Genomic DNA, 14,872 nt, shown 5'->3' on the forward strand with positions numbered 1-14,872 from the left:
GCGTGAGTATAAAGGGACGATAGTTTAATTTTTAGCTAATGTTGGGATCGATAACGTTACGTGACGATCAAAGCACGAAATGAGGTAAGCATTTATGGCTGTAGCTCCCGTCTCAGTAGAGCATTAGACCATCCTTAACGATTCAGCCACTTTTTTATGTTGCTTTTTTGTAAACAGATTAACACTTAAAGAAAATCCTGTTATTGTGCCTTATGCGGTACCGGGCATTTACCCTACTAACTACTGTCTCACAGGAGCGTGAAGAGAATCGCCCATCAACAAAAGCGCCGCATTATGACAATGAGAGCGAGGAGATATCGTCGTGCTAGAAGAATACCGTAAGCACGTAGCTGAGCGTGCTGCCCAGGGGATTGTGCCAAAACCTTTAGACGCAACCCAAATGGCTGCGCTTGTCGAGCTGCTGAAGACCCCGCCTGTGGGCGAAGAAGAATTCCTGTTAGACCTGTTGATCAACCGCGTTCCTCCTGGCGTAGATGAAGCCGCTTATGTTAAAGCCGGTTTTCTCGCTGCTGTCGCGAAAGGCGACACCACCTCCCCGCTGGTCTCCCCAGAAAAAGCCATTGAACTGCTGGGCACCATGCAGGGTGGTTACAACATTCATCCGCTGATTGATGCGCTGGACGATGCGAAACTGGCGCCGATTGCGGCCAAAGCGCTGTCCCACACCCTGCTGATGTTCGATAACTTCTACGACGTAGAAGAGAAAGCCAAAGCGGGCAACGAATATGCCAAACAGGTGATGCAATCCTGGGCCGACGCCGAATGGTTCCTGAGCCGTCCGCCGCTGGCGGAAAAAATCACCGTCACTGTTTTCAAAGTGACCGGCGAAACGAATACCGACGATCTCTCTCCGGCGCCGGATGCGTGGTCGAGACCGGATATCCCGTTACATGCGCAGGCGATGCTGAAAAACGCCCGTGAAGGCATTGAGCCGGATCAGCCAGGCGTTGTTGGCCCCATCAAACAAATCGAAGCATTGCAGAAAAAAGGCTACCCGCTGGCCTACGTGGGTGACGTGGTGGGCACCGGTTCTTCCCGTAAATCCGCGACCAACTCCGTGCTGTGGTTCATGGGCGATGACATCCCGAACGTGCCGAACAAGCGCGGCGGCGGTCTGTGCCTCGGCGGCAAAATTGCGCCTATCTTCTTTAACACTATGGAAGATGCGGGCGCACTGCCGATTGAAGTTGACGTTTCTAACCTGAATATGGGCGATGTGATTGACGTCTACCCGTACAAAGGCGAAGTGCGCAACCACGAAACCGACGAGCTACTGGCAACCTTCGAACTGAAAACCGACGTGCTGATCGACGAAGTGCGTGCCGGTGGCCGTATTCCGCTGATCATCGGCCGTGGCCTGACCACCAAAGCGCGTGAAGCGCTGGGTCTGCCGCACTCTGATGTATTCCGTCAGGCAAAAGACGTGGCGGAAAGCAGCCGTGGCTTCTCGCTGGCGCAGAAAATGGTCGGTCGCGCCTGCGGCGTGAAAGGTATCCGTCCGGGCGCATACTGCGAACCGAAAATGACCTCCGTCGGTTCTCAGGATACTACTGGCCCGATGACCCGCGATGAGCTGAAAGACCTGGCCTGTCTGGGATTCTCCGCCGATCTGGTCATGCAGTCGTTCTGTCACACCGCAGCCTATCCGAAGCCGGTTGACGTCACCACGCACCACACGCTGCCGGACTTCATTATGAACCGTGGCGGTGTCTCTCTGCGTCCGGGCGATGGCGTTATCCACTCCTGGCTGAACCGTATGCTGCTGCCGGACACCGTGGGGACCGGCGGTGACTCCCATACCCGTTTCCCGATTGGTATCTCTTTCCCGGCGGGATCTGGCCTGGTGGCGTTTGCCGCCGCGACCGGCGTGATGCCGCTGGATATGCCGGAATCCGTGCTGGTGCGCTTCAAAGGCAAAATGCAGCCGGGCATCACCCTGCGCGATCTGGTACACGCCATTCCGCTGTACGCCATCAAACAGGGCCTGCTGACCGTTGAGAAGAAAGGCAAGAAAAACATCTTCTCTGGCCGCATTCTGGAAATTGAAGGTCTGCCGGATCTGAAAGTTGAGCAGGCATTTGAGCTGACCGATGCGTCCGCCGAGCGTTCCGCGGCAGGCTGTACCATCAAGCTGAACAAAGAGCCGATCATTGAATACCTGACCTCCAACATCGTCCTGCTGAAGTGGATGATTGCGGAAGGCTACGGCGACCGTCGTACGCTGGAACGTCGTATTCAGGGTATGGAAAAATGGCTGGCGGACCCGCAACTGCTGGAAGCCGATGCCGACGCGGAATACGCGGCAGTGATCGACATCGATCTGGCGGATATCAAAGAGCCAATCCTGTGTGCGCCGAACGATCCGGACGACGCGCGTCTGCTGTCTGACGTGCAGGGCGAGAAGATCGACGAAGTGTTCATCGGCTCCTGCATGACCAACATCGGCCACTTCCGTGCCGCCGGTAAGCTGCTGGATAACCATAAAGGCCAGTTGCCAACCCGCCTGTGGGTAGCGCCGCCAACCCGTATGGACGCCGCGCAGCTCACCGAAGAAGGTTACTACAGTGTGTTCGGTAAGAGCGGTGCGCGTATTGAGATCCCTGGTTGTTCCCTGTGTATGGGTAACCAGGCGCGTGTGGCTGACGGTGCGACGGTGGTCTCTACCTCTACCCGTAACTTCCCGAACCGTTTAGGTACCGGTGCGAACGTCTTCCTGGCTTCTGCGGAGCTGGCGGCGGTGGCGGCGCTGATCGGCAAACTGCCGACGCCGGAAGAGTACCAGACCTTTGTGGCGCAGGTGGATAAGACGGCGGTGGATACTTACCGTTACCTGAACTTCGACCAGCTCTCTCAGTACACTGAGAAAGCGGACGGCGTGATTTTCCAGACTGCGGTTTAATTTGCCTGACGGGGTCAGGCTTACCATGCCTACGCCTCTTATTGCCCGGTGGCGGCTACGCTTACCGGGCCTACAACACCCATCGCAACTGCGGTGGGTTTTTATTTTCATTCCGCCTGCTGTTCCCGCTTTTTTTCTTCTCCGCTGCTGCGATAATGACTGTAAGGGCTTTGCAGAGGAAAACAATTATGGATTACGAATTTCTGCGCGACGTTACCGGAGGGGTAAAAGTACGAATGTCGATGGGCCACGAGGTGGTCGGTCACTGGTTTAATGAAGAGGTTAAAGACAATCTCTCGCTACTGGATGAAGTAGAACAAGCCGCGCGTACGGTCAAAGGCAGCGAACGCTCCTGGCAACGAGCAGGGCATGAATACACGATCTGGATGGACGGCGAAGAGGTGATGATTCGCGCCAATCAGCTGGATTTTTCCGGCGATGAGATGGAAGAGGGGATGAGTTATTACGATGAAGAGAGTTTATCCCTGTGCGGCATGGAGGATTTTCTGCGGGTCGTCGCCGCGTATCGGGAATTCGTCAGTAAAGCCTGACCCTCTCTTCGTTATTGTCCCGCAACGCCAGTCGACGGACAGTTGGGGGCGTAGTGGAAACGAAATCACCACACATTCCAGCCGGGAGTATCCCGGCTTTTTTATTGCAGAATGATTTTTTGATTTTTATTAATCATTTTAAAACTGTGATCTGACGCGTTTGTGATCTTAATTTGATTGAATATAATCGTTATGATTTTATTCAATCACAACAAGCAACAGGCGGTAAGACCATGAACATCAAAAAAGCAATAGAGCGCGTACCCGGCGGCATGATGGTCGTACCGCTCGTTATTGGCGCAGTCATTAACACCTTCGCTCCACAGGCGCTTGATATCGGCGGTTTTACCACCGCCTTATTTAAAAACGGCGCGGCGCCGCTGATTGGCGCTTTTCTGCTGTGTATGGGAGCCGGTATCAGTGTGAAAGCCGCACCCCAGGCGCTATTGCAGGGCGGGACGATTACGCTCACTAAGTTGCTTGTCGCCATCGGGATTGGCCTGGGCGTGGAGCATCTTTTCGGCGCGGAGGGTATTTTTGGCCTGAGCGGCGTGGCGATTATCGCGGCGATGAGCAATTCGAATGGCGGACTTTATGCTGCGCTGGTAGGTGAGTTCGGCAATGAGCGCGACGTCGGCGCTATCTCTATTTTGTCTCTTAATGATGGCCCTTTCTTTACGATGATTGCGCTGGGCGCGGCAGGGATGGCGAACATTCCCATTATGGCGCTGGTGGCGGTGCTGGTTCCGTTGGTTGTCGGCATGATCCTCGGCAATCTTGATCCTCATATGCGCGATTTTTTGACCAAAGGCGGCCCGCTGCTCATTCCTTTCTTTGCTTTTGCGCTGGGGGCGGGCATCAACCTGGAAATGTTACTGCAAGGCGGACTTGCCGGAATTCTGCTCGGCGTGCTGACAACGTTTGTTGGCGGTTTCTTTAATATCCGCGCAGATCGTCTGGTTGGCGGAACTGGCATTGCCGGGGCGGCGGCCTCCAGCACCGCGGGTAATGCCGTTGCGACGCCGCTGGCTATTGCGCAGGCCGACCCTTCGCTCGCCGAGGTGGCCGCTGCTGCCGCTCCGCTGATTGCCGCCTCGGTGATCACCACGGCAATCCTGACGCCAGTGTTGACCTCCTGGGTTGCGAAAAAACAGGCGCGTCAGGCTTCTTTGGAGAAAAACGCATGAAAATGATAGTCATCGCCGACGATTTTACCGGATCGAATGATACCGGCGTCCAGTTGGCGAAGAAGGGGGCGAGAACGGAAGTCATGTTGAGCGCGTCGCAAAAACCGTCCCGCCGCGCCGATGTGTTAGTCATTAACACCGAAAGCCGGGCGATGCCCGCAGATCAGGCGGCATCTGCCGTTTATGCCGCGCTTTCCCCGTGGTGTGAGACATCGCCAGCGCCGCTGGTGTACAAAAAAATCGACTCTACATTTCGCGGCAATATCGGAGCCGAAGTGACGGCGGCTATGCGCGCCAGTCAGCGAAAACTGGCCGTTATCGCCGCCGCGATCCCTGCGGCTGGACGCACGACGCTTGAAGGAAAATGTCTGGTTAATGGCGTCCCGTTACTGGAAACCGAATTTGCCAGCGATCCGAAAACGCCCATTGTCTCTTCCCGTATTGCCGAGATAGTGGCGTTGCAAAGTGAGATCCCTGTGTATGAAGTCTTTTTGCAGGATGTTCGACGCGGTGGGTTAAGCGCCTTACTTACGGCTTATGCGGCTGAGGGCGAAGGGATTATCGTCGTGGATGCGGTGGAAGAGCGGGACCTGACGTTGATTGCGCAAGCAGCGTGTGAACAACCGTCGATGCCGCTGCTCGTCGGCGCCGCTGGTCTGGCGAATGCGTTGCCGGTTGAACTTTTTATGCAAGACCGGCAGCGGCTGCCGGTACTGGTGGTGGCCGGTTCGATGAGCGAAGCCACGCGACGTCAGGTGGATAATGCGCTGTGCCGGGGACGTGCGGAGGTCGTGGATATCGATGCCGCGCGCATGGTGTCGGATCGCGCGGAGCAGGAAATCGCGTCTGTCGTAGAGCAGGCCTGCGCGCTGTTAAGTCAGCATCGACATACGATTTTACGCACCAGCCGTCGCGCAGAAGATCGACAGTTAATCGACGCGTTGTGCGAAAAATCCGCGATGAGCCGTCAGCAATTGGGCGAGCGACTGAGCCAGCGGCTTGGCGTCGTCACGTTAAACATTATCGGGCAGGCGCGGATTGGCGGGCTGTTTCTGACCGGCGGCGATATCGCTACCGCCGTCGCCGGCGCACTTGGCGCTGAAGGTTATCGCATTCAGAGCGAGGTGGCGCCCTGTATTCCCTGTGGAACGTTTGTAAACAGCGAAATTGACGATCTGCCGGTCATTACCAAAGCGGGCGGATTCGGTTCAGACAGTACGTTGTGTGACGCGCTTTATTATATTGAGGAGATGTATTGTGGAGACTAAAACCGTTGCCATTACTATGGGCGATCCCGCGGGCATTGGGCCGGAAATTATTGTTAAAGCGCTAAGCGAAGACGGTCTCAACGGCGCGCCGCTGGTGGTTATTGGATGCCTCGCAACGTTGAAACGTTTACAGGCGAAGGGCATCACGCCGAACGTCGAGTTACGGGCCATTGAACGGGTTGCCGAAGCGCGTTTTGCGCCCGGCATCATTCATGTGATTGATGAGCCGCTGGCGCAGCCGGAGGCGCTGGAGGCCGGGAAAGTTCAGGCGCAGGCGGGGGATTTAGCGTATCGCTGCGTGAAGCGCGCCACCGAGTTAGCGTTACGGGGCGACGTACAGGCTATCGCTACCGCGCCGCTGAATAAAGAGGCGCTGCACCTGGCAGGGCACAACTATCCGGGCCATACCGAGCTGCTTGCGACCCTGACCCATAGCCGTGATTACGCGATGGTACTTTACACCGATAAACTAAAAGTGATTCACGTTTCAACGCATATCGCGCTGCGAAAATTCCTTGATACGTTAAGTACCACGCGTGTCGAAACGGTGATTGGTATTGCTGATACTTTCCTCAAGCGTGTGGGTTACGTTAAACCGCGTATCGCCGTGGCAGGCGTGAATCCTCATGCGGGCGAGAATGGCCTGTTTGGCGATGAAGAGACGCGTATCCTGACGCCAGCCATTACCGATGCCCGCGCAAAAGGTATGGACGTTTATGGGCCATGCCCGCCGGATACTGTATTTCTCCAGGCTTATGAGGGGCAATATGATATGGTGGTGGCGATGTATCATGACCAGGGGCATATCCCGTTGAAATTGCTTGGATTTTATGATGGTGTGAATATCACCGCGGGGCTGCCATTTATTCGGACCTCTGCCGATCATGGCACCGCATTTGATATCGCCTGGACGGGAAAAGCAAAATCTGAGAGCATGGCCGTATCGATCAAACTGGCAATGCAACTGGCATAATTCCCTGTTATGAAAGGACAACACCGTCTGGATCTCATTGTGGCGTATCTGAAAAACCATACGCTGGTTACGGTAGAACAGCTGGTTGAGGCGGTTGACGCATCACCAGCCACTATCCGTCGCGATTTGATCAAGCTGGATGAGCAGGGTGTGATCAGCCGTAGTCATGGCGGCGTGGCGCTGCGGCGTTTTGAACCCGCCCAGCCCACCACCAATGAAAAACAACTGCGATCGCCCGCTGAAAAACGGGCGATCGCACGCGTTGCCGCATCGCTGGTGAATGCTGGCGATGCCGTCGTGCTGGATGCCGGTACGACAATGATGGAGCTGGCGAAATGCTTAACCCATCTTCCGCTGCGGGTCATCACCGTCGATCTGCATATTGCGCTGTTTTTAGCTGAGTTCCGGCAAATTGAAGTGACGATTGTCGGCGGTCGTATCGATGACAGCAGTCAGTCCTGTATCGGTGAGCATGGGCGTAAGCTGTTGCGCAGCGTTTATCCGAACATCGCGTTTATGAGCTGTAATTCATGGGGGGTAAAAACGGGCGTGACGACCCCAACGGAAGATAAGGCCGGGCTTAAACAGGAGATTATTGCTAATGCGCAGCGCAAAGTGTTGCTGGCGGACAGCAGTAAGTATGGCGTGCATTCGCTCTTTAATGTGGTGCCGCTTGAGCGCTTTAATGATGTGATTACCGACGTCAATCTGCCGCCGTCAGCGCAGGTTGAACTGAAAGGGCGCGCTTTTGCGCTAACGCTGGTGCAGCCGGAGTGACAGCGCCGTCAGGCGCTGCCAGTGGTGAATCAGACCGCAGAAATATTGCGGCCGTAGTAAATCTCGCGCATCTCTTTCCACAGCGCGGCGGTGATCTCCTGGCGTTCGGTTTCAGTGAGATCTTCCGGTTTGGTGTGAAACATGTAGTGCTTAAGATCGAACTCTTTAAGCAGCATCTTGGTATGGAAAATATTTTCCTGATACACATTTACGTCCACCATGTCATACAGCGACTTCATATCTTCCGACATAAAATTCTGAATAGAATTAATCTCATGATCGATAAAGTGCTTCATACCGTTGACGTCGCGGGTAAAGCCGCGCACGCGGTAATCGATGGTGACAATATCGGACTCTAACTGGTGGATCAGGTAATTGAGCGCTTTTAGCGGTGAAATCACCCCGCAGGTTGACACTTCGATGTCGGCGCGAAAGGTGCAAAGCCCGCCTTCCGGATGGCTTTCCGGATAGGTATGCACACAGATATGGCTCTTATCGAGGTGCGCCACCACGGTTTCCGGCAGCGGGCCGGGATGTTCGGTTTGATCGATAAGTTTCGGGTCGATCGGCTCTTCGCTCACCAGAATCGTGACGCTGGCGCCCTGGGGTTCATAATCCTGACGGGCGATGTTCAGGATGTTCGCGCCGATAATGGAGCATGTCTCCGACAGGATCTCGGTCAGTCGGTTGGCGTTATAGAGTTCATCGATATAGGCGATATAGCCATCGCGCTCTTCTGCGGTTTTGGCGTAGCAGATATCGTAAATACAAAAACTCAGGCTTTTCGTCAGATTGTTAAAGCCATGCAGTTTCAGCTTTTTCAATTTTTATCACCTCCTTAACGTCACTGTGCGGACAGTGCGTCATGTAGATATTGCGGTAGCGCAAATGCAGCGGCATGAATAGCCGGGTTGTAATAGCGACATTTGAGGCCGGCGGCATGAAAACGCGCCTGAATAATTTCGCTCGACAGGTGACGAAGAGCGTCGTTGTCCGTCGCCCAGGCGAAGGTCATGATGCCGCCGTAATAGGTCGGAATCGCCGCCTGGTAGAAGCCGACATCGCTGAAGTAATGACTCAGCTTGCGGTGGCTGTCGAGCGCTTCATCCTGTTGCAGGAAGCACACGCCGTTCTGGGCGACAAAAATGCCGCCCGGATTCAGGCAACGCTTACAGCCTTCATAAAAGGCGGAGGTAAACAGGCTTTCGCCGGGGCCTATCGGATCGGTACAGTCGGAAATGATCACATCAAAGGTCTGATGGGTCTGATTGACGAAATTCACGCCGTCGTCGATTACCAGCGTAAAGCGCGGATCGTCGTAGCTGCCGGCATTGTGGTTGGGTAAATACTGGCGGCAAAACGAGACTACGCCAGCGTCTATCTCCACCATGGTGATGGTTTCGACGTTTTTATGCCGGGTAACTTCACGTAGCATTGCGCCGTCGCCGCCGCCGATAATCAGAACGTGTTTCGCATGACCGTGCGCCAGCAGCGGGACGTGGGTCATCATTTCATGATAAATAAACTCGTCGCGTTCGGTGGTCTGTACCACGCCGTCCAGCGCCATCACGCGGCCAAAAGCGGCGTTTTCAAAGATGATTAAATCCTGGTGATCGGTTTTTTCATGATACAGAACGTTGTCTACGGCAAAGTATTGACCAAACTGGTCGTGTAGCGTTTCATGCCACATCGTATTTTCGGCCATTGGCTGATACCTCCATTGTTAACACCCGTAAAAAAAGGGCGCAACATCATAGCTAACAATGACCGTGGATGCACGGTCATTATTTCAGCAATAGGATCGCGGAGGATTATTTAACGTAGGCTAACAGGCTCAGAGAATCGCGGGCCAGAGCTTTGCATTTTTTAGCGACCGGAATACCGATGCCGCTAAGATCGCGGTAGCTGTCTTCGCCCAACGATTTCATATCGAAGGTGTCGTAGTTACTCAGGTCCCACTGATTTTGCTGGGCGAAAAAGACCAGCGCACGGCGAATCTGACTGTTGGGTAAATTTTGGTAACCACAGTCATTTTTCAGAAAAACGAAAACCGCCGTTAAATCGGCCATATCTTCAGCTTCGGATTCAGTAAGCGCATAGCTATTTGCGCATAAGGCCATCAGGCTGCCAAACAACACGGGTCTGAAAAACGTCTTCATTGCTTCTACCACGGCATCAGGGAAAGTCAACGTTAGCATACTGAGAACGTAGCGACGACTTTTATTATCAGGATTGGTCGCGGCGTTTTCATTCTTATTGTATTGCTGTCAGGAATGGTAAAGACGTGTTGCTGGCTTGACCTTCCCGTTAGGGCAGGGTCTAAGCTTAGACACCCGCCTGTTCATTATAAGGAAATGATTATGTTACGCCGTGATTTCTTAAAATATTCAGTGGCGCTGGGGGTTGCATCAGCGCTGCCGCTGTGGAGCCGCGCCGCTTTTGCCGCCGAACGTCCCGCGTTGCCTATTCCTGACCTGTTAACGGCAGATGCGAGCAACCGTATGCAGTTAATTGTTAAAGCCGGACAGTCGACATTCGCCGGTAAGAACGCGACAACCTGGGGCTACAACGGTAATTTGCTGGGGCCAGCGGTACAGCTTCACAAAGGAAAAAGTGTGACCGTTGATATCCATAACCAACTGGCCGAAGACACGACGCTTCACTGGCATGGTCTGGAGATTCCGGGCATCGTCGACGGCGGCCCGCAGGGGATTATTCCCGCAGGCGGAACCCGCACGGTGACGTTTACACCGGAGCAACGCGCCGCGACCTGCTGGATTCATCCGCATAAACACGGCAAAACCGGGCGCCAGGTGGCGATGGGCCTTGCTGGACTGGTGCTGATTGAAGATGACGAGATTCGCAAATTGCGCCTGCCGAAACAGTGGGGCATCGATGATGTGCCGGTGATCATTCAGGACAAACGCTTCTCCGCCGATGGTCAGATTGATTATCAACTGGATATTATGACCGCCGCCGTCGGCTGGTTTGGCGATACGCTGCTGACCAATGGCGCTATCTATCCGCAGCATTCTGCGCCGAAAGGCTGGCTACGTCTGCGCTTGCTAAATGGCTGTAATGCGCGTTCGCTGAATATCGCCGCCAGCGATAATCGTCCGCTTTATGTGATCGCCAGCGACGGCGGCCTGCTGGCGGAGCCGGTGAAAGTCACCGAACTGCCGTTATTAATGGGCGAGCGTTTTGAAGTGCTGGTGGATATCAGCGACGGGAAAGCCTTTGATCTGGTGACGCTGCCGGTCAGCCAGATGGGAATGGCGATCGCTCCGTTTGATAAACCGCATCCGGTGATGCGTATCCAGCCGCTGCGGATTACCGCCTCCGGTACGCTGCCGGATACGTTGACGACGATGCCTGCGTTGCCGTCGCTGGAAGGGCTAACGGTGCGCAACCTGAAACTGTCGATGGACCCGCGTCTTGATATGATGGGGATGCAAATGCTGATGAAGAAATATGGCGCTCAGGCGATGAGCGGTATGGATCATGACAGCATGAACGCGCATATGCAGGGCGGCAATATGGGGCATGGCGAGATGGATCATGGCAACATGGATCACAGCGGGATGAATCATGGCGCGATGGGCAATATGAATCACGGCGGAAAATTCGACTTCCATAACGCTAACTTTATCAACGGCCAGGTCTTCGATATGAACAAACCGATGTTCGCGGCGCAAAAAGGCCGACATGAACGTTGGGTGATTTCCGGCGTGGGCGACATGATGCTGCATCCTTTCCATATTCACGGCACGCAGTTCCGTATTCTGTCAGAGAACGGCAAAGCTCCAGCGGCGCACAGAACGGGCTGGAAGGATACGGTACGCGTTGAGGGCGGTATCAGTGAAGTGCTGGTCAAGTTCGATCACGACGCGCCGAAGGAACATGCCTATATGGCGCACTGTCATCTGTTAGAACATGAAGATACGGGAATGATGTTAGGATTTACGGTCTAATCGCTGTCTCCGACGCAGGCCGGGTAAGGCGAAGCCGCCACCCGGCATAATGCCCGGCATACGCCGGGCATTAATGGTTATTTCGCGTCGTCAGGCAAAGCATAGGCGACGATATAGTCGCCCATCTTCGTACCAAACGAACCGTGGCCTCCGGCAGAAACGACCACATACTGCTTACCGTTTACCTCATAGGTCATCGGCGTTGCCTGGCCTCCGGCGGGTAAACGTCCCTGCCACAGTTTTTCTCCGTTGCTCATGTTATAAGCGCGCAGGTAGTTGTCGGCGGTCGCGGCGATAAACAGCACGTTACCGGCGGTTGAGATTGGCCCGCCGAGCATGGGCATCCCCATGTTGAACGGCACCGGAACCGGCATCGGGAACGGCATACTGTCGCGCGGCGTCCCTATACGTTTCTTCCACACGATTTCATTGGTCTTCAGATCCAACGCGGAAATATAGCCCCAGGCCGGTTGTTTACACGGCAGGCCAAACGGCGAAAGGAACGGATTCAGCGTGACACCGAATGGTACGCCGTACTGTGGCTGAATACCTGCTTCTGTACCGGTACCTTTCGCGTCTTTCGGCGGCTCCATCGGATTACCCGGGCCGCGTGGGATCAGCTTCGAGACAAACGGCAGCGCCATCGGGTTAGCGATAGCGACCTGACGGTCTGGATCGACGGAAATACCGCCCCATTCAAACATCCCCAGGTTGCCAGGGAATACCAATGTCCCCTGCTCGGACGGCGGGGTGAAGATACCTTCATAGCGCAACTGGTGGAACATAACGCGGCACACCAGTTGGTCGAACATGGTCGCGCCCCACATATCCGCGCCGGAGAGATCTTTTTTCGGGCGGAAGGTTAAATCAGAGAACGGCTGAGTTTTGGCGACGTAATCGCCTTTTGCCGCGCCTTGTGGGACCGGTTTTTCCGGAGCGGGCACGACCAGCTCGCCATTACGTCTGTCGAGCACAAAGATATTACCGGTTTTCGCTGGCGCATAGATAACCGGAACGGTGGTACCGTTAACGGTGATATCCGCCAGCGTCGGCTGTGCCGGCAGGTCCATATCCCACAGATCGTGATGGACGGTCTGATAACTCCAGGCCAGTTTCCCGGTGGTGGCATTCAGCGCCAGGATGGAGCTGGCATAACGTTCCTGCTCCGGCGTGCGGTTACCGCCCCAGATATCCGGCGTGGTCACGCCCATCGGCAGATAGACCAGATCCAGTTTCGCATCATAGGCGGCAGGCGCCCAGGAGTTCGGCGAGTTAAAGGTAAAAGCGTGCTCATCGGCTGGAATCGCGTTCGGATCTTTCGCCCCCGGATCGAAGGCCCACAGTAGCTTACCGGTATTAACGTCAAAACCACGGATAACGCCGGACGTTTCGCGGGTAGAGAAGTTATCCGTGACCGAACCGGCAATGACGATCGTTTTATCGGTGATAATCGGCGGCGACGTCGGTTCATACAGTCCCGGCGTGGTGTCCGGCATATTGGTTTGCAGATTCAGGACGCCTTTATTGGCGAAGGTTTCACACAGCTTGCCGGTTTCGGCATTCACCGCGAAAAGGCGACCGTCATTGACCGGGAGGATAATGCGGCGCGGACAGTCGGCGATGACCTCCGGCGAGGCGGTATCCGCTTTGGCCTCATGATAAGAGACGCCGCGGCAGGTCACATGCTGGAAAGACGAATCGGTCTTCAACTGAGGATCAAAATGCCACTTCTCTTTACCGCTGGCGGCGTCCAGCGCGAACAGACGCTGGTGAGCTGTACACAGATAAAGCGTATCGCCGACTTTAATCGGGGTCACTTCGTTGGTGATTTCGCCCGGATCGTTGGGTTGTTTCAGATCGCCGGTGCGGAAGACCCACGCTTCTTTCAGTTGGTGAACGTTATCCGCAGTGATCTGTTTCAGCGGCGAATAGCGTTGGCCTTCCTGATTACGTCCATAGGCCGGCCAGTCTTCGTCGGCGATCGACGAGCTTGTTGCGACGGGCGTGGCGTCGGCGCGAAGCGTTCCGTTGATCTCCTGCGGGTCGTTGAAGCCAGCCCAGGTCAGAATGCCGCCGCTAATCAGCAGCGCCACGACCAGTGCCGCTACTGCGCCGCTGGAAGGAACCACCAGCCGATGCCAGACAAACGGCAATATTAGCCAGATGCCGAAAAACACCAGGATATCGCTACGCGGCGTGAGCGCCCAGAAGTCGAACCCGACTTCCCACACGCCCCAAATCATTGTCGCCAGCAGCAAGGCGGCATACAGCCACAGCGCGGCACGTTTACTGCGCCATAGCAATCCGGCCACAACCAGCATCACGAGGCCCGCGATGGGGTAGTACCAGGAACCGCCAATAGCAACCAGCCAGACACCTCCGATAAGAAGATACAGCCCACAAAGCGCTGCAAAGAGGGCCGTCAGCGTCACGAGTAATCGTGGCGATCGTGCGTTATTTTCTGCCATAAAAAGACACCATCCCAAATTGTTAATTTTTTAGTAGCAATTAAGTATAGGAATTAACATGTGTGATCGTCATCACAAAATGAGCTTTCTTATCAAATGCCGCGAATGAATACGTTTGCTGTTATACTGCGTGCCTTGCGCGTCAATGCGGCGTTATTAGTCACCGGCATTGAGTGATTTGTCTTTAAATCATATGGTTATAAATATGAAACATACTGTTGAAGTCATGATCCCCGAAGCGGAGATCAAAGCACGTATTGCCGAGCTGGGTCGTCAGATTACCGAACGTTATAAAGACAGCGGCAGTGAAATGGTGCTGGTAGGTCTGTTGCGTGGCTCATTTATGTTTATGGCGGACCTGTGCCGTGAAGTCCAGGTTCCTCATGAAGTCGATTTTATGACCGCCTCCAGTTATGGTAGCGGCATGTCCACCACCCGCGACGTGAAAATCCTCAAAGATCTGGATGAGGATATTCGCGGTAAAGACGTGCTGATTGTCGAAGACATTATTGATTCCGGTAATACGCTGTCGAAGGTCCGTGAAATCCTGGGCCTGCGCGAGCCGAAATCGCTGGCGATTTGTACGCTGCTGGATAAACCTTCTCGCCGCGAAGTGGACGTGCCGGTTGAGTTCGTTGGCTTTTCGATTCCGGACGAATTTGTAGTCGGTTACGGTATCGACTACGCCCAGCGTTATCGCCATCTACCGTATGTTGGTAAAGTGGTGCTGCTGGACGAGTAAGCGCAGAAATGCCGG

General features: G+C 54.7%; 12 protein-coding genes. 8 read left to right on the forward strand and 4 right to left on the reverse strand.

The features are described from left to right. Window positions 1-322: 322 nt before the first annotated feature. The 6 genes from acnB (at window position 323) to ACLJPE_RS14730 (ending at window position 7,676) form a co-directional block, all read left to right on the forward strand. Window positions 323-2,920, forward strand: coding sequence for a bifunctional aconitate hydratase 2/2-methylisocitrate dehydratase (acnB, locus tag ACLJPE_RS14705; RefSeq protein ID WP_000888949.1), 2,598 nt, complete (start codon window positions 323-325; stop codon window positions 2,918-2,920). Between the two features lie 188 nt (window positions 2,921-3,108). Beyond that, window positions 3,109-3,471 carry a protein YacL gene (yacL, locus tag ACLJPE_RS14710; RefSeq protein ID WP_000384308.1) on the forward strand — a complete coding sequence of 121 codons (363 nt, stop codon included), beginning with the start codon at window positions 3,109-3,111 and terminating at the stop codon, window positions 3,469-3,471. A gap of 233 nt (window positions 3,472-3,704) precedes the next feature. Then, a complete protein-coding gene (locus ACLJPE_RS14715) occupies window positions 3,705-4,658 on the forward strand; it encodes a 2-keto-3-deoxygluconate permease 1 (RefSeq protein ID WP_001022084.1) in 954 nt (317 codons plus the stop codon). Beyond that, the gene (gene dtnK, locus ACLJPE_RS14720) at window positions 4,655-5,926 is read left to right on the forward strand and encodes a D-threonate kinase (protein WP_023213693.1); all 1,272 of its coding nucleotides are present in this window, start codon (window positions 4,655-4,657) and stop codon (window positions 5,924-5,926) included. The genes ACLJPE_RS14715 and dtnK overlap by 4 nt, the downstream gene beginning before the upstream one ends. Continuing rightward, the gene (locus ACLJPE_RS14725) at window positions 5,916-6,899 is read left to right on the forward strand and encodes a D-threonate 4-phosphate dehydrogenase (RefSeq protein ID WP_000448749.1); all 984 of its coding nucleotides are present in this window, start codon (window positions 5,916-5,918) and stop codon (window positions 6,897-6,899) included. The genes dtnK and ACLJPE_RS14725 overlap by 11 nt, the downstream gene beginning before the upstream one ends. A gap of 9 nt (window positions 6,900-6,908) precedes the next feature. Next, entirely contained in the window at window positions 6,909-7,676 is a 768-nt protein-coding gene (locus tag ACLJPE_RS14730; RefSeq protein WP_000678255.1) for a DeoR/GlpR family DNA-binding transcription regulator, read from the forward strand. A 29-nt stretch (window positions 7,677-7,705) separates the two neighbouring features. Here the strand turns inward: ACLJPE_RS14730 and speD are convergent, their stop codons facing one another. The 3 genes from speD to ACLJPE_RS14745 all read right to left on the reverse strand — a co-directional run bounded on the left by speD (window position 7,706) and on the right by ACLJPE_RS14745 (window position 9,835). Further along, window positions 7,706-8,500 (reverse strand): adenosylmethionine decarboxylase, encoded by a 795-nt coding sequence (speD, locus tag ACLJPE_RS14735; protein WP_000734276.1) that lies wholly within the window; start codon window positions 8,498-8,500, stop codon window positions 7,706-7,708. 20 nt (window positions 8,501-8,520) lie between these two features. Then, on the reverse strand, window positions 8,521-9,381 hold the full coding sequence (gene speE / locus ACLJPE_RS14740) for a polyamine aminopropyltransferase (RefSeq protein ID WP_000829968.1): 861 nt from the start codon (window positions 9,379-9,381) through the stop codon (window positions 8,521-8,523). Between the two features lie 106 nt (window positions 9,382-9,487). After that, on the reverse strand, window positions 9,488-9,835 hold the full coding sequence (locus ACLJPE_RS14745; RefSeq protein WP_000846613.1) for a YacC family pilotin-like protein: 348 nt from the start codon (window positions 9,833-9,835) through the stop codon (window positions 9,488-9,490). Window positions 9,836-10,036: 201 nt separating this feature from the next. Here ACLJPE_RS14745 and cueO point away from each other — a divergent pair, with 201 nt between their 5' ends. Continuing rightward, window positions 10,037-11,647 carry a multicopper oxidase CueO gene (gene cueO, locus ACLJPE_RS14750; RefSeq protein WP_000946047.1) on the forward strand — a complete coding sequence of 537 codons (1,611 nt, stop codon included), beginning with the start codon at window positions 10,037-10,039 and terminating at the stop codon, window positions 11,645-11,647. Window positions 11,648-11,724: 77 nt separating this feature from the next. On the opposite strand, the gene ACLJPE_RS14755 is transcribed toward cueO, so the two are convergent. Continuing rightward, window positions 11,725-14,115, reverse strand: a complete 2,391-nt coding sequence (locus ACLJPE_RS14755; protein ID WP_023209227.1) for a glucose/quinate/shikimate family membrane-bound PQQ-dependent dehydrogenase — start codon at window positions 14,113-14,115, stop codon at window positions 11,725-11,727. Between the two features lie 205 nt (window positions 14,116-14,320). Here ACLJPE_RS14755 and hpt point away from each other — a divergent pair, with 205 nt between their 5' ends. After that, window positions 14,321-14,857 carry a hypoxanthine phosphoribosyltransferase gene (gene hpt / locus ACLJPE_RS14760; RefSeq protein ID WP_000683342.1) on the forward strand — a complete coding sequence of 179 codons (537 nt, stop codon included), beginning with the start codon at window positions 14,321-14,323 and terminating at the stop codon, window positions 14,855-14,857. The last annotated feature ends 15 nt before the right edge of the window (window positions 14,858-14,872 follow it).

Origin of the sequence: Salmonella sp. SAL04196 (genome assembly GCF_046550835.1) — a bacterium.
GTDB classification, from domain to species: domain Bacteria; phylum Pseudomonadota; class Gammaproteobacteria; order Enterobacterales; family Enterobacteriaceae; genus Salmonella; species Salmonella enterica.

Bases quoted from the DNA above. Each gene is read 5' to 3' on its own strand.
- yacL (WP_000384308.1), top strand. From the start codon at position 3,109: ATGGATTACGAATTTCTGCGCGACGTTACCGGAGGGGTAAAAGTACGA.
- ACLJPE_RS14715 (WP_001022084.1), top strand. From the start codon at position 3,705: ATGAACATCAAAAAAGCAATAGAGCGCGTACCCGGCGGCATGATGGTC.
- dtnK (WP_023213693.1), top strand. From the start codon at position 4,655: ATGAAAATGATAGTCATCGCCGACGATTTTACCGGATCGAATGATACC.
- ACLJPE_RS14730 (WP_000678255.1), top strand. From the start codon at position 6,909: ATGAAAGGACAACACCGTCTGGATCTCATTGTGGCGTATCTGAAAAAC.
- speE (WP_000829968.1), bottom strand. From the start codon at position 9,381: ATGGCCGAAAATACGATGTGGCATGAAACGCTACACGACCAGTTTGGT.
- ACLJPE_RS14745 (WP_000846613.1), bottom strand. From the start codon at position 9,835: ATGAAGACGTTTTTCAGACCCGTGTTGTTTGGCAGCCTGATGGCCTTA.
- cueO (WP_000946047.1), top strand. From the start codon at position 10,037: ATGTTACGCCGTGATTTCTTAAAATATTCAGTGGCGCTGGGGGTTGCA.
- ACLJPE_RS14755 (WP_023209227.1), bottom strand. From the start codon at position 14,115: ATGGCAGAAAATAACGCACGATCGCCACGATTACTCGTGACGCTGACG.
- hpt (WP_000683342.1), top strand. From the start codon at position 14,321: ATGAAACATACTGTTGAAGTCATGATCCCCGAAGCGGAGATCAAAGCA.